The following is an 18854-nucleotide window of genomic DNA, read 5'->3' on the forward strand; positions in this document are numbered from 1 at the left end:
AGTGAGCGCAGCACCGCCGAAGGGCAAGATCACGTCATCAAAAGTTTTGCAGCAATGCCCCACATCGTAAGCGCGATGATCCCGTCAAGAACCTGCCAACTGACCGGTTTGGCAAAAAACGGCGTGACCAGACGCGCCCCGAACCCCAGCGTGAAAAAGAACACCACGCTGGCCAGCACAGCCCCCGCGCCAAAGGCCAGCCGGTCCGGATACTGGGCGGAAATCGACCCGATCAAAACAACCGTGTCCAAATAGACATGCGGGTTCAGCCACGTCAGCGCCAACAGGGTCAAGATCGCCTTTGACAGGCTTTGGGTGGCTGCACCGCCCGTGTCCAACACCGCACCCCCGCGCCATGCTGATCGCGCATTCAGCCAACCATACCAGATCAGAAACGCGGCCCCACCATAACGCATCACCGTCTCGAACCATGGCACCGCCTTTGCCAGTGCGCCGAATCCCGCGACACCCGCAGCAATCAGGATTGCATCAGACAACCCACAGGTCAGGCAAACCCAGAACACATGCTCGCGCCGCAACCCCTGACGCAGCACAAAGGCGTTCTGCGCCCCAATGGCAAGGATCAGCGTGAGGCTCAGCAAGAAGCCCGGTAGAAAAGAAGAAAGCATCGCAAAAAGTCCAAACCAAGATCAGCGTTTGACTAAGCGCACTGGCAACATTACGCAAATTAAAGATGATTATCCAACATTAGGATATTTAATGCAGATAGACCCCACTCATCTCGCGGCACTATCTTCGATCCTGCGACTGGGCAGTTTCGACGCGGCGGCCGGTGCGTTGCACGTGACCCCTTCCGCCATCTCGCAACGTCTAAAGGCGCTCGAAGAACAGGTCGGCGCGACGCTGGTCTTGCGCAGCCAGCCCTGCCAACCAACCCCGCTCGGCGCCCGACTGGCCAAACACGCCGAAGACGTGGCCCTGCTGGAAGCACAGGCATTGGGCGATATCGCCCGGTCTGGTGCGGCCCCTGCCCGGCTGACGCTTGCGGTGCCCGCCGACAGTCTGGCGACATGGCTGATCCCGGCTTTCGCCGATGCACCGGAGATGCTGTATGATTTGCGCATCGACGATCAGGACACTGCCGATGACTGGCTTAAGCGTGGCGCGGTCAGCGCGGCGGTCACCGGACATGATCGCACGGTACCGGGCTGTGATCTGCACCCCCTTGGCGCGCAGCGCTATGTGGCCACCGCCAGCCCTGATTTCATGCAGCGACACTTTTCAAACGGCGTCACGGCAGAGAGCCTTGCCAAGGCACCAATGCTGACCTTCACACTTAAGGATCGGCTTCAGTCCCGCTGGATCATGCAAAAGACTGGCCAGGCTCTTCATCCACCAAGCCATCAAATGCCCTCCACCCACGCCTTTGTGGATGCAACGCTGATGGGGCTGGCGTGGGGCATGAACCCTGAAAGCCTTGTCCGGGAACATCTGGCCCAGGGCCAGCTGATCGCCCTTGATGCAAACGAACCTATGGATGTCCCGCTTTATTGGCAGGTCACGCGTGCAATGGCAGGCGCATTGACACCGCTGACAGATGCGATAGTGCGGAACGGGAAAAAACATCTCCACCCTATCGGCGGATAATCTCCCACAAATTCACACATATAAGTGATCCGGTCGATCGCATCTGGCGTAACCCTTTTACGCTTCCTACATGGGTAGGAACACGCAAGGAAAAGAACATGGCCGACACTTGTCAAACGCTGGAAGTCAGCAAAGAAGATTTCGCGGTAATCGAGGCCGCATTGCATACGCAATCCAAGATCCTCCATGTGCAGGCCAGCGCGGGAGGCCGCGCCGCGCGCGACCGTCTGAACGACACCAAGCGCGTCCTTGCAACGCTTGCGCAGCAAAAACCGGTTGACCAGAACGGCAGGCGCTGCGTCCGGTCGCGCTGGTTTGGTATGGCGCGCATTTTCGGCTGATCCAGTCCCCCTCCTACCGGGTCACCAAAATAAAAGCCGTCCCTCTCCGGGACGGCTTTTTTAATCGGTGCTATCGGGTCTCTCAGCGTCGGTTGGCAGGCCTGCCGTCAGCCCTCTTCGTCCAATTGTGCCATGACCTCGTCAGAGGCTTCAAAGTTGGTCGTAACGCGCTGCACATCGTCGTCGTCTTCCAGCGCATCAACCAGCTTCATCAGCTTTTTCATGCCCTCAAGGTCCATCTCTGTCGTTGTGGTCGGCTTCCAGACCAGTTTGGTCGACTCAGATTCACCCAGCTCCGCCTCAAGCGCCGTCGCCACATCATTCAGATCGGTATCCGCACACCAGATCACGTGCCCCTCTTCGGAGCTTTCCACGTCTTCGGCCCCGGCTTCAATCGCTGCCATCATCACCGTGTCGGCGTCACCCACTTCCGCCGGATAGGTCACTTCACCCTTACGGTCGAACATGAAGCCAACGCTGCCGGTCTCACCCAGATTGCCGCCGTTTTTGGTAAAGGTCGACCGCACGGTCGACGCGGTGCGGTTGCGGTTGTCGGTCATCGTCTCGACAATCACCGCCACGCCATTCGGGCCATAGCCCTCATAGCGGATCTCTTCGTAATCATCCCCCTCACCCGCGATGGACTTCTTGATCGCCCGTTCGATGTTGTCCTTGGGCATCGAGGCCGCCTTGGCTTCCTTCACTGCAAGGCGCAGACGCGGGTTCTTGTCCGGGTCGGGGTCGCCCATTTTGGCCGCAACAGTGATTTCCTTGCTGAACTTGGAAAACAGCTTCGCGCGGATCTTGTCCTGACGCCCCTTGCGGTGCTGGATATTTGCCCATTTGGAGTGGCCGGCCATTGGTGAACCTCATCTGCGTATCTACGTTCGCGCCTCTATAGGGCAGCACTGCTTGGCCGACAAGCCGCTGGCATTCTCCCCTTGCCCTGTCTTGCCAATCCCAACATGGTGCAGGCATGAGCACCGATCAAATTATCCTGTTTGCCCTCTTCGGGGCTGTCTTTGGCCTGCTTCTTTGGGGCCGGTTCCGCTATGATATCGTGGCCTTTTCCGCGCTCATGGTCGGCGTCGTGCTGGGGGTCGTGCCATCCAAGGATGCGTTCAGCGGGTTTGGACACCCCGCCACCCTTGTCGTGGCGCTGGTGCTCGTGGTCTCGGCCGGTCTGGTGCGCTCGGGCGCTGTGCTGCTGATCACCCGGACGCTGGTCGATGCGTCGCGATCCCTTGGCGCGCATATCGCACTGATGGGGGCCGTGGGTGGCATCCTGTCAGCCTTCATGAACAACGTGGCGGCCCTTGCGCTTCTGATGCCCGTCGACATTCAGACCGCACGCAAGGCGGGACGTGGTCCCGGCCTCAGCCTGATGCCGCTCAGCTTTGCCACCATCCTTGGCGGCATGGTCACGCTGATCGGCACACCGCCCAACATCATCATCGCCTCGATCCGGCAGGAATCCTTGGGCGAACCTTTTCGCATGTTCGATTTTGCCCCTGTCGGCGGGGTCGCGGCCATCGCCGGTCTGATCTTTGTGGCCCTGATTGGCTGGCGGCTGATCCCGGCACGCGACGATGCAATCATCAGCCCCGAAGACATCTCTCAATATATTGCCGAACTGGTCGTGCCCGAAGGCAGCAAGCATATCGGCAAAAGGCTCGCTGAACTGATCCCGGTGGCCGATACCGCAGACGTGGCGATCCTTGGCCTGATCCGGGATGGCAAACGCCGCTACGGTCAGGCGCGCAATGTCTCCCTTCATTCAGGGGATGCGCTGGTGCTTGAGGCAACGCCGGACGCGCTTGACGAATTCCGCAGCACACTGGATCTGGCGCTGGCCGACAGCCAGCGCGAAGAGCAGCTGAAAGCAGGCGGTGAAGGTGTTGAAATCATTGAGGTCGTAGTGCCGGAAGAATCGCGCCTGAACGGTCGCACCACCCAATCGGTCGGCCTTGCATGGCGGCGACGCACCATCCTGCTTGGCATCTCGCGCCGGGGCCGCAAAATCACCGATCACCTGCGCACGACCACGCTTGAGGCAGGTGATATCCTGTTGTTGCTGGTCCCGCGTGACACCGCCGCTGATGTGACCGACTGGCTTGGCGTTCTCCCGCTTGCTGATCGCGGGCTGGCTGTCACCGAAAATACCAAGGTCTGGCTCGCCATTGGCCTCTTCGGTGCCGCCGTGATGGCCGCAAGCATCGGCCTGATCTATCTGCCAGTGGCCCTTGGCCTTGTTGTCATCGCCTATGTGCTTGCCAAGATCGTGCCCCTCTCGGAACTCTACACCCACATCGAATGGCCCGTGGTCGTTCTGCTTGGCTCCATGATCCCCCTGGGGGCCGCACTCGAAACCTCTGGTGGCACGGAACTCATTGCAGGTGCGCTGGTGTCCCTGACCGACGGGCTCGCCCCATGGATCGTCCTGACCGTGCTGATGGTGGTGACGATGACGCTGTCGGACGTGCTCAACAACACCGCCACAACCATTGTCGCCGCCCCGGTCGGCATCCAGATGGCGCAAACTCTGGGCGTATCACCCGATCCTTTCCTGATGGCTGTCGCCGTTGCCGCCTCGTCGGCCTTCCTCACGCCCATCGGGCACAAGAATAACACCCTGATCCTTGGTCCGGGCGGCTATTCCTTCGGGGATTACTGGCGCATGGGGCTCCCGTTGGAGATCATCGTGGTCGCCGTCTCCATCCCCGCCATTCTGGTGTTCTGGCCCCTTTAGCAGGGTCGCAAGAGCCGCGCGTCAGGTCTAACGCCGCGACGGCAGCCACCGTCGTAAATGAATTGTATTGGAAAGATGAAGGGACTGTCCGTCTTCATCTTTCCAATACAATTCAAAAAAGGCCCGCCACCTGCACATCGGCCCGAGGCAGTTGCGCCGCGCCCTGCTACCCCCAGATCAGCGGTATGGTCAGACTGGCGAGGATCGACATTGAGAAATTCAACGGAATGCCGATGCGCATGAAGTCGGTGAAGCGATATCCGCCGGGGCCATAAACCAGCGTGTTCGTCTGATAACCGATAGGCGTGGCAAAGGCGCAGGAGGCGGCGATCATCACCGCCACCACCAGCGGGCGCGGGTCCATGCCCAGCGCGGCGGCCAGTGAAATCGCAATCGGCGTCATGATTACCGCGACAGCGTTGTTCGATACGATCTCGGTCAGGATCGTGGTCAGCAGGAAAACGCAGAAAATAACAACCGTCAGCGGCAGCGTGCCCAGCGTCGGCGCTATCGCGTCCACCAGCAGCGTGATCGCGCCCGAATTCTGCAAGCCCGCCCCAACGGCCAGCATGGAAAAGATCAACGCCAGCAAGCGGCCATCCACAAAAGAAAACGCCTCTTCGGCATCGATGCAGCCCGTGACCAGCACCAGCGCAACAGCAATCACCGCCAACAGCAGGATGGGGGCCACATTGAAAGCGGCAAGTATCACGATGCCGGCAAGCGCCGCAATCGCAATCGGCGCATGACCCCGACGGTAGGCGCGCGCCGACGGGTGGCTGACGTCAACCATCTCCATATCCGCCGCCAGCCGCTGGATATCCTCGGCCGCCCCTTCCAGCAGCAACGTGTCGCCCACCTTGACGATCAGATCGTCCAACTGCCGCCCGATGTTCTGATTGCGCCGGTGCACCGCCAGTGGATAAACCCCATAGCGCCGCCGCAGGCGCATCGACCCCAGTGACCGGCCCACCATCCGACAGCCGGGGGTGATCAACACCTCGACGGTCGTCGTCTCAACCGAAGACAACTGATCGACACGCTTGAGTTCCTTGTTGTTTTGCAGACTGAGCAGCTCGGTCATCTCGGTGCGCAGCACCACCCGGTCCCCGATCTGCAATTCAACTCCTGCAAGGTTCCGGCGCAGCGACTGATCCCCGCGGATCACGTCGATCAACCGGACGCCTTCGCGCTTGAACAATTGTACGTTCAGTACCTCGCGCCCAATCAGGTTGGACTCCGGCGGAATCACCGCTTCTGTAAAGAATTTCATCTTTGAACGGTCGGACAGCATCGCCGCCATGCTGTCACGATCCGGCAGCAGGTGCCGTCCAAAAACCAGCATATACGTCAACCCCCAGGCACAAACGACAAGGCCGATGGGCAGAATTTCAAAAATTCCGAAGGGCTCCAGCCCCTGCGCGCGCGCCACGCCGTCCACCAGCAGGTTTGTCGATGTACCGATCAGGGTGAGCGAGCCGCCCATAATCGCGGCATAAGACAATGGGATCAGCAACTTGGACGCCTTTGTGCCCAGCGTCTTGCTCAGCTGAACCACTACCGGGATCATCACCACCACCACCGGTGTGTTGTTCATGATAGCACTGGCCCCCATGACCGACAGGATGACGCCCGCCACGGCCATTCTGGGGTTGGTCCGCGCGTAGCGCTCAGCCATTTGCGTCAGCACATCCAACGCCCCAGTGCGCACAAGCGCGCCCATCACGATGAACATCGCCGCAATGGTCCAGGGGGCGGAATTGGACAGCACCAAGCGTGCGTCCTCGTAGGGCAGCACACCGGTAGCCAGCAGAACCGCCGCGCCGGCCAGGGCCACAACCTCGGTCGGGAAATATTCGCGCAGGAACAGGATGAACATCACCACCACAACAGAGATCGCAAGGATCGCGCTGCCGGTCTGGGAGAGAGTGATAAGTTCCATGGATCAGAGCCTTGGCGCGAGGGCGGTATGTGCGGTCAATTCTCGCCCATCGCAGGCGCGTCTGCAAGCGTGGGACGCGGTTGCACCAAGTACATGCCGACAAACATCGCACCCAGCGCAATCCAGATGGCCGAGGCATAGGCCTCGCCCAGAATGATCCGTGCCCAGATCAGACCAAAACCGGTCACCAGATAGCTGACCTGCACCGTGAATACTGCCCCTGCGCGCCCCGCGAGCCAGACATAGGTGGCATAAACGAACACATGCACCACCGACGCCGAAATCAACGCAAGCTGCGGTACCGGCAGCGGCCACTGCGGCGCGATATACTGGCCCGACACAAACGCCACAGGTGCCATCACCAGCGCGCCCATCAGCGATGCCCCCAGCATCACCGGAAACGGCCCCAACCCTTCGGTGCCCCATTTGGCGATGTAGTTTCCCTCGAACGCATAAAACAGCGCGGTGACCAGATAGACACCCGCCCAGAACCCCGGAATTGGCTGTCCCAGATCCACTGCCGGCGCGATAATCATCAGCACGCCAACCAGTCCGAACCCCAAACCGATGATCCGCCGCCAGACAAGATTGTCGTTGCCCAGCATCAGCGCGATGACGAACGCAAACATCGGTATCATGCTCAGCAGCAGCGACATGATGCCCGACGGCAGGTGCACCGCCGCCTGATAAGACAGCGAATTGGGCAGGATCGTCCCGATCATCGCTAAAATCAGATAAAGTCGCAGCGCACGACCATTCAGCGGCAGGCGCAGCTTGCGGACCGCGCAAATGCCCGCCATCAACGCGGCCCCGATCACCAATTGCCAGAACACCAGTCCGAAATGACCATAGCCAGTGCTGACCGCGATCTTGGTCATCGGCTGGGTGGCGCCCCACCCGGCCCCCATCAGCACCAGACAGAATGTGAAAAACGCGATCTCGCGCGATGTCATGGGGCGCTGGCCCGAAGCAAACCACCCTCGCGCACAGGGACAATCCGGGTGGCCCGACCCGTCTTGTCATCGGTCTCAAGATAAACGCCGGACAGGGTCGCCTCGTTATTGGCAGGGGTGAACCGTTCTTTCGGCATCCCGGTAATGAAGCGGCGCATCGGCTCGGTCTTTTCCATGCCGATCACCGAATGATAATCACCGCACATGCCCGCATCGGTCAGATACCCGGTGCCCCCCGGCAGGATCATCGCGTCCGAGGTCGGCACATGGGTATGGGTGCCGACGACAAGGCTTGCCCGCCCGTCACACCAATGTCCGGTGGCCATCTTCTCGGACGTGGCCTCGCAATGGATGTCCACGATGATCGCCTGCGCCAGACCGCCCAGCGGATGCGTCTTCAGCACCGTATCGAGGGCCGAAAACGGATCGTCGAAGGGACGTTTCATAAAGACCTGGCCCAGGGCCTGCGTGACCAGCACCTTCTTGCCATTGCGTGCCTTGAACAGCTGCGCGCCCTTGCCCGGTGCAGTTTTGGAGAAATTCAGCGGGCGCACGATACGCGGCTCTTGCGCGATGTAGCTCAGCATGTCCTTTTGATCGAAGGCGTGATCACCCAGTGTCAGACAATCAGCCCCCGCATCCAAAAGAACCTTCGCATGCGCCCCGGACAGGCCCATGCCACCGGTCGCGTTTTCACCGTTCACAACGACGAAGTCGAGCTTCCAGTTCTCGCGCAGACGCGGCAGATTTTCGGTAATGGCCCGCCTGCCCGCGCGGCCCATGACGTCACCAAGAAACAGTATTTTCATGGCGCGACAGGTAGGCCGGAAGTGCCGCGCAGGCAAGAACGATTATCGCGCACGCACTCACCGCACCTCTATGACTCCCGCCTCTGTCACGATCAGGTCAACCGGCTGATCGGTCTCCTCCAGCGGCAGGTCTGATTGTTCCTGTCCGGCAAAGGCAAAGCCGATGGCCAGCGTGGACCGCTTGGCGCGCAGCATCTCAAGGGTGCGGTCATAGAAACCGCCACCATACCCCAACCGCCCGCCTTTCCGGTTGAAGGCCAGCAAGGGTACGATCAGGATTTCCGGCTCAAACAGATCAAGTTCCGCCGGGATCGCGGCGCCAAAGGCACCCGGCACCATCACCGTCTCGGGCGTCCAGCGCGCGAAGGTCAGCGGTTGGTCCGCGGCCTCGATCACCGGCACGCCAACCGGCCCATAAGCGGCAGCCTCGGCCATCGCCGGTCTTGGGTCGATCTCGGTCCGGATGGGCATGTACCCCGACAGCGGCACACCGCGATAGCCGGCCAACACCTCGCTCAGGTATCCCGCCTGCGCGGCATTCGCCTTCTCAAACAAGGGTTTGCGCCGGGCAAAGGCCGCCTTGCGCGCCGCTGCCTTGACCTCAGCCAGATCGCTCACAGCAGGACGACCGCCGCCAGTCCCAGAAAGGCGAAGAAGCCCACAACGTCTGTCACCGTGGTCACAAACGCACCGGATGCCAGCGCAGGGTCAACGCCGATACGCTCCAGAATGATCGGGATGCCGGTGCCGGCCAACCCCGCTACCACCATGTTCACCACCATGGCCACCGCGATCACATAGCCCAGCGCCGGGGACCCGAACCAGACCACACCGACAATTCCCATCACCACGGCAAAAATCGCACCATTAATCAGCCCCACCAGACATTCGCGCCGGATCACGCGCCATACGTTCGAGCCGGTAAGGTCCTTGGTCGCAATCGCCCGCACCGCCACTGTCAGGCTTTGCGTGCCCGCATTGCCGCCCATGGAGGCCACGATGGGCATCAGGACCGCAAGGGCCACGATCTGCGCAATCGCGGCTTCAAACTGTGAGATCACCATCGACGCCGCAATCGCCGTGACAAGGTTCACGGCCAGCCACGGAAGGCGCTGTTTGGTGGTTTCCGTCACCCGGTCCGAAAGCGAGCCTTCGCCCACACCCGCCAGACGCAGGATGTCTTCCTCGTGCTCTTCGTCAAGAACGGCCATGGCATCATCAATTGTAATCACACCGATCAGCCGCCCCTCGTCATCCACCACAGGGGCCGAAATCAGGTGATACTGGTTAAAGGCGTAGGCGACCTCGCCCTCGTCCTGCGCGGCTGGAATGATCCGAAAGGTGTCTTCCAGCAATTCCTTGAGCGGCGTGGTCCGTTTGGAGCGCATGAGCTTGCCGAGCGTAACGTTCCCCACCGGGTGAAAGCGCGGGTCCACCATGACGATGTGATAGAATTGATCCGGCAGGTCCTCCTCCGGCGTCGCGCGCAGATGGTCGATGGCCTGCCCCACGGTCCAGTGTTCAGGTGCCGCCACAACCTCGCGCTGCATCAGGCGTCCGGCGGAATACTCCGGCCAGCTCAGCGCCTGCTCGACGGCGGCGCGGTCAGATTCTTCAAGCGCGCCAAGGATGACTTCCTGCTGGGTGTCCTCAAGATCCTCGATAAGGTCGACGACATCGTCACTGTCGAGTTCGCGCACCGCCTGGCTCAGAACCTGCGGGGTCAGAATGGCGATCACTTCCTCGCGGATTGAATCGTCCAGTTCGGACAGGATTTCACCGTCGAACTCCCGATCATAAAGCCGGATCAGCTTGGTGCGTTCAAACGGGTTGATCTGTTCCAAAAGGTCCGCGATGTCCGCCGCGTGCAACGGCTCCATCAACTCGATCAGGCGCTCGCGGTCGTCAATCTCAACAGCGTAAAGAACCGATGCGACAGTTTTCGGCTCCAGCTTATAGGCCTGTGCGCTGTCCTCTTCCGGGGAGGCCTGCTCAACGACTTCAACTTGATCTGACATAAGCGATCTCCCCAATTTTTTGCGACCATAGGCAAGCGCCCCTGAAGACACAATGGCCTCAGCCTGCGATCCGCAAGCGCGGATTCGCTGCTTTTTTCGTATGATTTCAGTTAGCTCATTTGTCGAGAAAGTCAGCGGCATTGCCACTGCCATCCTGCTTCTGCTTCGTCTACACCTTGAGCTGAAACTGAACTAGGGTCTGAGCATGACTGACGACAAAATCCTTGTGGGGCCCACCCTCACTTTCAGTGGCAATCCAATGACCGCCCCCTGGCAAGAGGTGGTGCGGATTGACACCGAAGGCGCGGTCCTTTTGCAGGGTAACCGGATTGCCAAGGTAGATAAGGCAGTGATCCTGCTCGACCGATACCCCGAAGCAGAAGCCATCAGTTACCGCGCCGATCACCTGATCTGTCCGGGCTTCGTCGATGCCCACGCGCATTATCCCCAGACCGCCATCATCGCCTCATGGGGCAAGCGCCTGATTGACTGGCTGAACGATTACACCTTTCCCGAGGAAATGCGGCTGCAAAATCCCGACTATGCCCGCATCATCGCCGACCGCTACCTTGATCTGACACTTGCCCACGGGACAACAACCGTCACATCCTATTGCACGATCCATCCGCACAGCGTTGACGCGCTGTTCGAGGCGGCGGCGAGGCGCAACCAGCGCATCGTGGCAGGCAAGACCTGCATGGACCGCAATGCGCCCGAAGGCCTGCGCGACACGGCGCAATCGGCCTATGACGACAGCAAGGCGCTGATTGACCGCTGGCACGGCAAGGGCCGCGCGACCTATGCCATCACGCCGCGGTTTTCTCCGACGTCCACACCTGAACAGCTGTCCGCGCTCGGCGCACTTTGGGCAGAGAATCCCGATTGCCTGATGCAGACCCATCTGAGCGAACAGACGGATGAGATAGCCTGGGTGCGGTCGCTTTACCCCGAGGCCCGCGATTATCTGGATACCTACGAGGCGCATGGGCTGATCGGGGACCGGGCGCTTTATGGTCACGCCATCCACCTTGAGCCGCGCGAGATTGACCGGATCGCCGAATGCGGTGCAGCGCTGGTGCATTGTCCGACCTCGAACACCTTTATCGGATCAGGTCTGTTCGACATGGCAGGGCTGCGCGCGCGCGGCATTCCGATTGGGCTGGCCACGGACACCGGTGGCGGATCATCCTTTTCGATGCTGCGGACGATGGCGGCGGCCTACGAGATCGGGCAGTTGCGCGACACGCCTCTGCATGCAGCGGAGCTTATGTGGCTGGCCACCGCAGGCTCCGCGCGGACGCTGCACCTTGAGGACCGCATCGGGTCTTTGGCCGAGGGGTTGGAAGCGGATCTGGTGGTCCTCGATCTGGCATCGACCCCGGCCATTGCCCAGCGGGCGGGCGAAGCGAAAGATCATTGGGAGATGGTTTTTGCCACGATCATGATGGGCGATGACCGGGCCGTTCGCGATGTCTGGATCAACGGTGAGCGCGCCGGTGAACGGAGCGAAGCAAAGGACGCCATCTAGGGCAGACAGTATTCACAACAGGTGCCCGCCGTCGCCGCTTGAGCGTTACCTGTCCCCGCGGGGACAGGCATTTACCAATAATTAATCCTTTTAATTCAAATCTTGCCTGCCGAACTTCAACTACCGCGGTAAATGAAAAGTTAACAAAATCGGGCTTACCCGACTTACATCAACGCTTGCGCCAGTTGGTTCTGCCGGGCGATCTGCGCCCCCAGATCAATCGTCTGGATGTGCCCGTCACGCACCACCTGACGACCTTCGACGAAAAGGTCACGCACGGTGCGGGGCCCGGCCAGCAAGAGCGCGGCAACATCCCAGCTGCCTGCGGCCTCTATCCCGCTGACATCCCAGATTGCGATATCCGCGCGTTTGCCCACCGCGAGCCGTCCGCAATCGGGACGGCCCAGAATGTCCGCCCCGCCACGGGTGGCAATCTCCAGCGCCTCGCGCGCGCTCATCGCATCTGCGCCTTGGGCGACGCGTTGCAGCAGCATCGCCATCCGTGCCTCTGCCACCAGATTGCCTGTATCGTTGCTGGCCGATCCGTCCACGCCAAGGCCAACCGGCACGCCCGCATCCCGCATTGCCCGCAGCGGCGCGATGCCAGAGCCGAGGCGGCAATTTGAGCAGGGGCAATGAGCCACGCCGGTGCCGGTTTCGGCAAAGAGCGCGATCTCGGACGCGTCCAGCTTGACGCAATGGGCATGCCAGACGTCCGGGCCGACCCAGCCGAGGTCCTGGGCATACTGGCCCGGTCGGCAGCCGAAATTGGCAAGGCTGTAGTCAATATCCTCCTGGTTCTCGGCCAGATGGGTGTGCAGCATCACCCCTTTGTCGCGGGCCAGCAGGGCGGCCTCGCGCATCAAGTCGGTGCTGACCGAAAAGGGGGAACAAGGCGCGATACCGACCCTGCACATGGATCCCTCCGCCGCATCGTGAAAGGCGTCGACGACGCGGATACAATCGGCAAGGATCGCGTCCTCATCCTCCACCAAATCGTCTGTTGGCAGTCCTCCGGCGCTTTGCCCGATGCTCATCGCGCCACGGGTTGGGTGAAAGCGAAGGCCCAGTTCGGCAGCGGCGTGGATGGTATCCTCAAGCCGGGTGCCGTTGGGATACAGATACAGATGGTCGGAACTGAGCGTGCAGCCCGACAACGCCAGTTCAGCCAGCCCGATTTGCGCAGAGACTTGGAAATGCTCGGGCGTCATCCGCGCCCAGATCGGGTAGAGCGTCTGTAACCAACCGAACAGCAGTGCATCCTGACCAGCGGGTACCGCGCGGGTCAGCGACTGATACAGATGGTGATGGGTGTTCACCAGACCCGGAGTCACGACGCAGCCCGTTGCAAGCACCTCTTCGCCATTACTGTGCAGGTCATGTCCGATCTCGGTGATGATGCCGCCCGACAGCCGCAGGTCGGCGCCGCTGAGCTCGCGACGGTCATCATCCATCGTGACAACAACATCAGCATTTCGGATCAGGTAGTCGGTCATGTTATGGCACCTTTTTTCTGCGCCCATCTCAGAACACGGAGGTGCCAGCAGGCGGAAAATGGGGAAAGAGCCTGCGTCATAGCACGCTATCGCGTGTGCAGGTCTGCGGTCAATAATTCTTGAGGATCGCAAGTGCCTGTGCGTGGATTTCCACATTCGCCGCCGCGATGGCGCGACCGCCAAGGTGCGCGGGGCCGCCCTGCCAGTCTGTCACGATGCCGCCTGCGGCCTGCACCACGGCAATCGGGGCCTGAATGTCGTAGGCCGCCAGCCCCGCTTCGATCACGAGGTCGATTTGTCCGGCGGCAAGCATGGCGTAGGCATAGCAATCCATGCCGTAGCGCGTCAAACGCGCCTGCGAGGCCACCGCGTGAAAGCCCTCCTGTTCTGCTGCATCGCCGACTTCGGGAAAGGTGGTAAAGGCAATCGCCTCGGCCAAATCGCGTGGTGCAAGGGTTGCCAGTGTCGATTGCGCGTGTGGTCCCTGCAGTATGGCGCCGTCGGGCGCCCCTTCGAACCGTTCGCCGATATAGGGTTGGTCGATGATGCCGTAGAACGGGCCGCGCTCATCTGAAAGTGCAATCAGCACGCCCCATGTCGGTGTGCCGCTGATAAAGCCGCGGGTGCCGTCAATCGGGTCAAGGACCCATGTCAGGCCCGATGTGCCCTCCTTGGTGCCGAATTCCTCGCCCAGAATGCCGTCATCGGGACGCTCGCGTGCCAGAATATCGCGCATCGCCCGCTCTGCGGCGCGGTCTGCCTCGGTGACCGGATCAAATCCGCTGTCCAGCTTGTTGTCCGCGCCAAGGGACATGCTGCGAAAATACGGCAAGATGGCCGTGCGCGCTGCATCGGCCATCAGGTGCGCCACACGGCGCACATCAGGATCAAAAGATTGGTCAGACATTGGTTATGGCAGCGCGGTTCCGCAAGGAACCGCTGAAGCTCTTCAGGCTACGTCGCTCAGCACGCGCGCCAGTTCGAACAAGCGGCGGCGCTGATCTTCGGGAATTGAGTAGTAAGAACGGATGAGGTCCATTGCTTCTTTGTCGCCCATCAGGTTGTCAGGTACGTTCTTGACCGCGTCTTTAACACTGTCCTCGCCGTGTTCGAGCCCCTCGAAGAAAAATGAAACATCCACGCCAAGGGCCTCGGCAATGTCCCACAAACGCGAGGCGCTGACGCGATTGGCGCCCGTCTCATATTTCTGGATCTGTTGAAACTTTATTCCAACAAGCTCAGCAAGACGCTGCTGTGTCATGCCGGTAAGCCAACGCCGTTGTCGTATCCTTTGTCCGACATGAACATCTACCCGGTGAGGCATATTATTTCTTTTCCTTAATCTCGCCAATTTTGACGATTTGGTGTTACACGCGCCCCTCAGCATCCCGCAAGTAAGAGCCTAGTTGACGTAGGATCACTCTACAAGAGCCGCAACTAGAAACAATTTTTTTCAGTCCGCCCTTCTACGATGTTCTTACAACCAAGTCTCATCTCAGGGTTAAAAATGCAAATTTCTTAACGGATTGCGTGACGCTAATCCTTAGGATCGCACCCAATCCCTGTCGAAATCCTGCACTGCCGAGATCAATCCTGCATTGTTTCTATTTATATGCACTCTACGATGAGTGGAAGACACTTAAAGAGAAATGCTGCATTTTTTCTCAGCACGCTTGGAACTGATGCACTGATTGGTCATTTTCTCCTGACCTCGGTCGATTTCGTGCAAGTCGTCACGAAAGAATCATCCAGCCTTCAGGCGAAGTGTTTGAACACCGGAAAATGCGTTGCGCAGCAAATCGACCAGAGTGTCTCGAACCTCATCCGTTCCATCTTTGGCGCCGTACAGGTTGATCTGCTGCAACGGCAGCGCAGGCAAGGCGCCGCCGTGGTCAAGCACTTCCAGGTAGGGCGGTTGCGTGCCTTCGATCATGGCGTTCACAGCCAGATCCGCGCTCACGGCGGCCTCGATTGTACGGTCGCTTTCGGTGTCGACACTCATTTCCCACGGAATACCCATTTCGTCCAAGGCGGCAACGATATGTGGGCGAAAAACGCAGTAGCGGCAGAACGCCAATGGCAAGGGGCGCTGGCGCCACGCCGCACCACCGGGCGCGCCAAGCCAAACCAACGGCTTGGTTGCCAAGGTTTCACCACCCTGATCCACCCCGATTTCGGTCGTGACGATCACATCGCATTCCCCTTTGGCGAATTGCTCTTTCAGGGTGCGGGTATAGGAGGCCTCAAGCTGCACCTTCACACGTGGGAATGCGGCGTGAAACTGTTTCAGTACTTGTGGAACAGCGGGATAGACCACGTCATGTGGCACACCCAGCGTGATCTCGCCCTCGAAGGCGTGGTCAGTCAGACGGGTTATGACCTCATCATTCAGGGCAATCATCCGGCGGGCATAAACCAAAAGCTGCTCTCCTGACGCAGTCAACGCGATTGTCCGGCCTGACCGATCAAGAAGCGGCAGCCCCAACATTTCTTCCAGTCGCTTGAGCTGCATCGATACAGCCGATTGCGTCAGATGCAGGAAGCCCGCAGCGCGGGTAACCCCGCCTGAGTCCGCTACAGCCACAAAAGAGCGGAGCGTCGTGATGTCCAAATTTCTCATATATCAGATTCCGTGATGTATCATTTCACAAACATTCGTTTTCATTATTGACGCAATGCAGCGATATATCAAGCATCAAGATAATAAAACGAAATACATCACAGAAATTGAAGGTGAACCATGTCCGATCTCTCTTTGCACCGCGCGCACGCCGTATCTGGCAACCGCCCCCGTCCTTCGGCGTTTGGCTGGCTTATGACCGCCATGGATGTCTGGCGCAGCCGCCAGCAGCTCAACAGCCTTGAGCCTCATATGCTCGAAGATATCGGCATCGCCGCAAAAAACGCCAAATCAGAGGCAAGTCGCCCAATTTGGGACGTTCCCGCGCATTGGTTGAAATAAAAGGACATTCTGCGGCATCCAACCGCAGGAGAGTCCTTGAAAACCCACCATAGAATTCCGATATTTGACGCAATGCCGTGCGAACAGAGCATTGGTAGGTAACCCTATTAGCCAATTGGAGGTCTTTTAATGGCTGACGTGAATACAATCCGGGGCGTAGCCGGAGCCCGCGCCGCCGAGATTGATGCGGGCCTACGCGCCCACATGAATAAAGTCTACGGCACCATGTCCGTGGGTATGCTGATCACTTTTGCCGCAGCCTGGGCCATCTCTGGCCTTGCGGTAACAACCGACCCTTCCGCTGCTTCAGCGCAGATCGGCCCTGACAAATATCTGACCGGCATCGGGTATGCGCTTTATGCGTCACCGCTGAAGTGGGTTGTGATGTTTGCGCCCCTGCTGTTCGTCTTTGGCCTTGGTGCCGCGATCAACCGGATGTCGGCAGCGACAGCTCAAACAGTATTTTACCTGTTTGCGGCGGTGATGGGTGTGTCCATCAGTTCCATCTTTCTGGTCTTCACCGGATATTCGATTGCGCAGATCTTTCTGATCACCTCGATCGCCTTCGCGGGCCTGTCCCTTTGGGGCTACACAACGAAGAAGGACATCTCTGGTTGGGGCACATTCCTGATCATGGGCGTGATTGGCCTGATCGTTGCGTCCATCGTGAACATCTTCCTCCAGTCCGGCGCGTTGATGTTTGCGATTTCGTCCATCGGTGTGCTGATCTTTGCCGGTCTGACCGCCTATGACACGCAGCGGATCAAGTCGGAGTACGTGGCACATGCCGCGCATGGCGACAGCGACTGGCTGGGCAAGGCTGCCATTATGGGCGCGCTGAGCCTGTATCTGAACTTTATCAACATGTTCATGATGCTGCTGCAGCTTTTCGGTCAGCGCGAGTAATCGCCGCTACCACCTGAAAAATCGCAAAGCCCGCCAGATTTTCTGGCGGGCTTTTTGCTGCGCTATTCGGCTTCTTCAAGGCGCTCCGCACGGGCTGCCAGCTTGGCCGCAAGGTTCAGGCCGACACCCGGTCGCGACCAGGGGCAGACAGTGATACAGATCGCGCAGCCGTGGGTTTCGTTGAAGAACGGCAGGCATTTGTCGAAATCGACATACCATTTCTCAGCGCCTCGGACGGTTTGTTTGTCCGGTGCGATGGCGATAGGCGGGCAGGCATCTTCGCAGATACGGCAGTTCTGGCAAAACCCTTCGATCCCGTGGTCCTGTTGCGGGGTCACTGCAAAGGGCGCATCCGTCAGCACCGCAGACAGGCGAAACGACGCGCCGAAGTCTGGGTTGATGACAGAGCCGTGTTTGCCTAGCTCTCCAAAGCCACAGGCGAGCGCGGGCGGGATCATCGCAACTGCGCCCGTCATGGGGCCGGTGAGCGGCTGGGCATCCCAGCCTTGCTGTCTGATCCATTCCGCAACACGCATCGCAGCAACAGCAGCCCTCTGGTATTGAGCGACAACCTCTAACCCCGCAGCTGCCTTGGGCGCTTTGGCGATCTCGTCATACTCATGCTGGACCCCAAGCATGACGATGCGCTTTTGTGGCACGTGACGCCCTGAATAGACCCAGTCCGGCGACATCTCGGCAACGCCGACCATGTCGCATAGGCCCTGATCTATGAACTGGTTCAGGCCCGCGGCCCATGTCTCTTGCGAAAGGGCGGCAGGGGTTTCGGCCACCTGCGGCAAGTCAAAATCGGTCGCCACCGTGCGCGCCGCGCGGGCTTGGGCAAAGGCAGGTTCTTTGGCGGACTGGATATAGAAATAGCGCTGCATCTCCCCATGGGGGATATCGTCTGGCTCCGGTGCCCAATAGACCATGTCAGGCCGCCTGAACGCGCTTTCCCCCAGTCCGTTGATGGTGTTCCCACTGATGGCGGGAACGTGGGCCATCTGGGCAGGATCAGGGTCAAATGGGCGGTAAGGATTTTTGCGGGCCATGATCCCAGGCTACGCTACGCAAGGGATATCACAAAGACCGAAGGCACTCCGATGCTTGAACTCAGACCAAACTGCGAAATGTCCGACAAAGACCTGCCGCAGGAGGCCAAGGAGGCGCGTATCTGTATCTATGAATGCACTTTTTTCGCAGAGCGCGTGGATAATGTGCTGAAAAATGTCTGCCCGTATTGCGCAAGAGTTTCCTGCCGCGTCCGATCCGGCCCGGAACAGACCGCAGGCCCGGCGTTAGCAGACAACATCAGTTGCCAGGCACCACGCGCCGCCGTCTGAAGTACGATCTGGACACTATCAAAGCGCTTGTGGCCGCCACCAAGGACGTCCCGCCAGAGCAACGGTGATCCGTATTAGGGCCTGTGGACAATCATCTTGATGCGACGAGGGTCGCTGCCAAGTTCCAGGAAGCGGTGTAGCTACAGTCCGTTTTGTCGTATCTTGTGGCTATCCCTCTGAACTCTTTGATCTTTGCGAA

19 protein-coding genes and 1 pseudogene are annotated in these 18854 nt (G+C 59.6%); 7 read left to right on the top strand and 13 right to left on the bottom strand.

Features of this window, described 5'->3' with window-relative positions; translation table 11 throughout:
* Positions 1-29: 29 nt before the first annotated feature.
* Entirely contained in the window at positions 30-629 is a 600-nt protein-coding gene (locus GV827_RS02820; protein WP_164352145.1) for a LysE/ArgO family amino acid transporter, read from the bottom strand.
* Between the two features lie 91 nt (positions 630-720).
* Here GV827_RS02820 and GV827_RS02825 point away from each other — a divergent pair, with 91 nt between their 5' ends.
* Together GV827_RS02825 and GV827_RS02830 are read left to right on the top strand one after the other, a co-directional pair.
* Positions 721-1608 carry a LysR family transcriptional regulator ArgP gene (locus GV827_RS02825; protein WP_164352146.1) on the top strand — a complete coding sequence of 296 codons (888 nt, stop codon included), beginning with the start codon at positions 721-723 and terminating at the stop codon, positions 1606-1608.
* Positions 1609-1706: 98 nt separating this feature from the next.
* Entirely contained in the window at positions 1707-1949 is a 243-nt protein-coding gene (locus GV827_RS02830) for a hypothetical protein (RefSeq protein WP_164352147.1), read from the top strand.
* 107 nt (positions 1950-2056) lie between these two features.
* On the opposite strand, the gene GV827_RS02835 is transcribed toward GV827_RS02830, so the two are convergent.
* Positions 2057-2809, bottom strand: coding sequence for a YebC/PmpR family DNA-binding transcriptional regulator (locus GV827_RS02835; RefSeq protein ID WP_164352148.1), 753 nt, complete (start codon positions 2807-2809; stop codon positions 2057-2059).
* Between the two features lie 116 nt (positions 2810-2925).
* Between GV827_RS02835 and GV827_RS02840 the strand changes: the two genes are divergently transcribed.
* Positions 2926-4698 (top strand): SLC13 family permease, encoded by a 1773-nt coding sequence (locus GV827_RS02840; protein ID WP_164352149.1) that lies wholly within the window; start codon positions 2926-2928, stop codon positions 4696-4698.
* Between the two features lie 166 nt (positions 4699-4864).
* On the opposite strand, the gene GV827_RS02845 is transcribed toward GV827_RS02840, so the two are convergent.
* The 5 genes from GV827_RS02845 to mgtE are packed head-to-tail and all read right to left on the bottom strand — an operon-like array spanning position 4865 to position 10420.
* Positions 4865-6640 carry an SLC13 family permease gene (locus GV827_RS02845; protein WP_164352150.1) on the bottom strand — a complete coding sequence of 592 codons (1776 nt, stop codon included), beginning with the start codon at positions 6638-6640 and terminating at the stop codon, positions 4865-4867.
* A gap of 35 nt (positions 6641-6675) precedes the next feature.
* Positions 6676-7593 (bottom strand): DMT family transporter, encoded by a 918-nt coding sequence (locus tag GV827_RS02850; protein WP_164352151.1) that lies wholly within the window; start codon positions 7591-7593, stop codon positions 6676-6678.
* Positions 7590-8402 carry a TIGR00282 family metallophosphoesterase gene (locus GV827_RS02855; protein ID WP_164352152.1) on the bottom strand — a complete coding sequence of 271 codons (813 nt, stop codon included), beginning with the start codon at positions 8400-8402 and terminating at the stop codon, positions 7590-7592. Before GV827_RS02855 ends, GV827_RS02850 begins: the two co-directional genes overlap by 4 nt.
* A 57-nt stretch (positions 8403-8459) precedes the next feature.
* Entirely contained in the window at positions 8460-9020 is a 561-nt protein-coding gene (locus GV827_RS02860; RefSeq protein WP_164352153.1) for a 5-formyltetrahydrofolate cyclo-ligase, read from the bottom strand.
* On the bottom strand, positions 9017-10420 hold the full coding sequence (mgtE, locus tag GV827_RS02865; RefSeq protein ID WP_164352154.1) for a magnesium transporter: 1404 nt from the start codon (positions 10418-10420) through the stop codon (positions 9017-9019). The genes GV827_RS02860 and mgtE overlap by 4 nt, the downstream gene beginning before the upstream one ends.
* Positions 10421-10625: 205 nt before the next feature.
* On the opposite strand from mgtE, the gene guaD reads away from it, so the two are divergent.
* Entirely contained in the window at positions 10626-11948 is a 1323-nt protein-coding gene (gene guaD, locus GV827_RS02870) for a guanine deaminase (protein WP_164352155.1), read from the top strand.
* Between the two features lie 164 nt (positions 11949-12112).
* Here the strand turns inward: guaD and GV827_RS02875 are convergent, their stop codons facing one another.
* The 4 genes from GV827_RS02875 to GV827_RS02890 all read right to left on the bottom strand — a co-directional run bounded on the left by GV827_RS02875 (position 12113) and on the right by GV827_RS02890 (position 16064).
* Entirely contained in the window at positions 12113-13444 is a 1332-nt protein-coding gene (locus tag GV827_RS02875; protein WP_164352156.1) for an 8-oxoguanine deaminase, read from the bottom strand.
* Between the two features lie 109 nt (positions 13445-13553).
* Positions 13554-14351: a histidinol-phosphatase gene (gene hisN / locus GV827_RS02880; protein WP_164352157.1), complete on the bottom strand. Its 798-nt coding sequence runs from the start codon at positions 14349-14351 to the stop codon at positions 13554-13556.
* Positions 14352-14393: 42 nt separating this feature from the next.
* On the bottom strand, positions 14394-14768 hold the full coding sequence (locus GV827_RS02885; protein WP_164352158.1) for a helix-turn-helix domain-containing protein: 375 nt from the start codon (positions 14766-14768) through the stop codon (positions 14394-14396).
* 420 nt (positions 14769-15188) lie between these two features.
* Complete coding sequence (locus GV827_RS02890) at positions 15189-16064, bottom strand: LysR family transcriptional regulator (protein WP_164352159.1); 876 nt, start codon at positions 16062-16064, stop codon at positions 15189-15191.
* A gap of 120 nt (positions 16065-16184) precedes the next feature.
* On the opposite strand from GV827_RS02890, the gene GV827_RS02895 reads away from it, so the two are divergent.
* Both GV827_RS02895 and GV827_RS02900 read left to right on the top strand, forming a co-directional pair.
* On the top strand, positions 16185-16406 hold the full coding sequence (locus GV827_RS02895) for a DUF1127 domain-containing protein (RefSeq protein WP_235930110.1): 222 nt from the start codon (positions 16185-16187) through the stop codon (positions 16404-16406).
* A gap of 129 nt (positions 16407-16535) precedes the next feature.
* Positions 16536-17312, top strand: a complete 777-nt coding sequence (locus tag GV827_RS02900) for a Bax inhibitor-1/YccA family protein (protein WP_164352160.1) — start codon at positions 16536-16538, stop codon at positions 17310-17312.
* Between the two features lie 62 nt (positions 17313-17374).
* Here GV827_RS02900 and GV827_RS02905 read toward each other — a convergent pair whose 3' ends face one another.
* A complete protein-coding gene (locus GV827_RS02905) occupies positions 17375-18364 on the bottom strand; it encodes a 4Fe-4S dicluster domain-containing protein (RefSeq protein WP_164352161.1) in 990 nt (329 codons plus the stop codon).
* A 78-nt stretch (positions 18365-18442) separates the two neighbouring features.
* Between GV827_RS02905 and GV827_RS02910 the strand changes: the two genes are divergently transcribed.
* Complete coding sequence (locus GV827_RS02910) at positions 18443-18655, top strand: DUF1272 domain-containing protein (protein ID WP_235930116.1); 213 nt, start codon at positions 18443-18445, stop codon at positions 18653-18655.
* Positions 18656-18746: 91 nt separating this feature from the next.
* Here GV827_RS02910 and GV827_RS02915 read toward each other — a convergent pair.
* Positions 18747-18854, bottom strand: a pseudogene (locus GV827_RS02915) (IS5/IS1182 family transposase); the annotation flags it as partial.

Origin of the sequence: Sulfitobacter sediminilitoris (assembly GCF_010667575.1) — a bacterium.
GTDB classification, from domain to species: Bacteria; Pseudomonadota; Alphaproteobacteria; order Rhodobacterales; family Rhodobacteraceae; genus Sulfitobacter; species Sulfitobacter sediminilitoris.

Bases quoted from the DNA above. Each gene is read 5' to 3' on its own strand.
- guaD (WP_164352155.1), top strand. From the start codon at position 10,626: ATGACTGACGACAAAATCCTTGTGGGGCCCACCCTCACTTTCAGTGGC.
- GV827_RS02890 (WP_164352159.1), bottom strand. From the start codon at position 16,064: ATGAGAAATTTGGACATCACGACGCTCCGCTCTTTTGTGGCTGTAGCG.
- GV827_RS02820 (WP_164352145.1), bottom strand. From the start codon at position 629: ATGCTTTCTTCTTTTCTACCGGGCTTCTTGCTGAGCCTCACGCTGATC.
- GV827_RS02850 (WP_164352151.1), bottom strand. From the start codon at position 7,593: ATGACATCGCGCGAGATCGCGTTTTTCACATTCTGTCTGGTGCTGATG.
- GV827_RS02905 (WP_164352161.1), bottom strand. From the start codon at position 18,364: ATGGCCCGCAAAAATCCTTACCGCCCATTTGACCCTGATCCTGCCCAG.
- GV827_RS02835 (WP_164352148.1), bottom strand. From the start codon at position 2,809: ATGGCCGGCCACTCCAAATGGGCAAATATCCAGCACCGCAAGGGGCGT.
- GV827_RS02855 (WP_164352152.1), bottom strand. From the start codon at position 8,402: ATGAAAATACTGTTTCTTGGTGACGTCATGGGCCGCGCGGGCAGGCGG.
- GV827_RS02825 (WP_164352146.1), top strand. From the start codon at position 721: ATGCAGATAGACCCCACTCATCTCGCGGCACTATCTTCGATCCTGCGA.
- GV827_RS02845 (WP_164352150.1), bottom strand. From the start codon at position 6,640: ATGGAACTTATCACTCTCTCCCAGACCGGCAGCGCGATCCTTGCGATC.
- GV827_RS02895 (WP_235930110.1), top strand. From the start codon at position 16,185: ATGTCCGATCTCTCTTTGCACCGCGCGCACGCCGTATCTGGCAACCGC.
- GV827_RS02910 (WP_235930116.1), top strand. From the start codon at position 18,443: ATGTCCGACAAAGACCTGCCGCAGGAGGCCAAGGAGGCGCGTATCTGT.
- GV827_RS02840 (WP_164352149.1), top strand. From the start codon at position 2,926: ATGAGCACCGATCAAATTATCCTGTTTGCCCTCTTCGGGGCTGTCTTT.
- hisN (WP_164352157.1), bottom strand. From the start codon at position 14,351: ATGTCTGACCAATCTTTTGATCCTGATGTGCGCCGTGTGGCGCACCTG.
- GV827_RS02830 (WP_164352147.1), top strand. From the start codon at position 1,707: ATGGCCGACACTTGTCAAACGCTGGAAGTCAGCAAAGAAGATTTCGCG.
- GV827_RS02875 (WP_164352156.1), bottom strand. From the start codon at position 13,444: ATGACCGACTACCTGATCCGAAATGCTGATGTTGTTGTCACGATGGAT.
- GV827_RS02900 (WP_164352160.1), top strand. From the start codon at position 16,536: ATGGCTGACGTGAATACAATCCGGGGCGTAGCCGGAGCCCGCGCCGCC.
- mgtE (WP_164352154.1), bottom strand. From the start codon at position 10,420: ATGTCAGATCAAGTTGAAGTCGTTGAGCAGGCCTCCCCGGAAGAGGAC.
- GV827_RS02885 (WP_164352158.1), bottom strand. From the start codon at position 14,768: ATGCCTCACCGGGTAGATGTTCATGTCGGACAAAGGATACGACAACGG.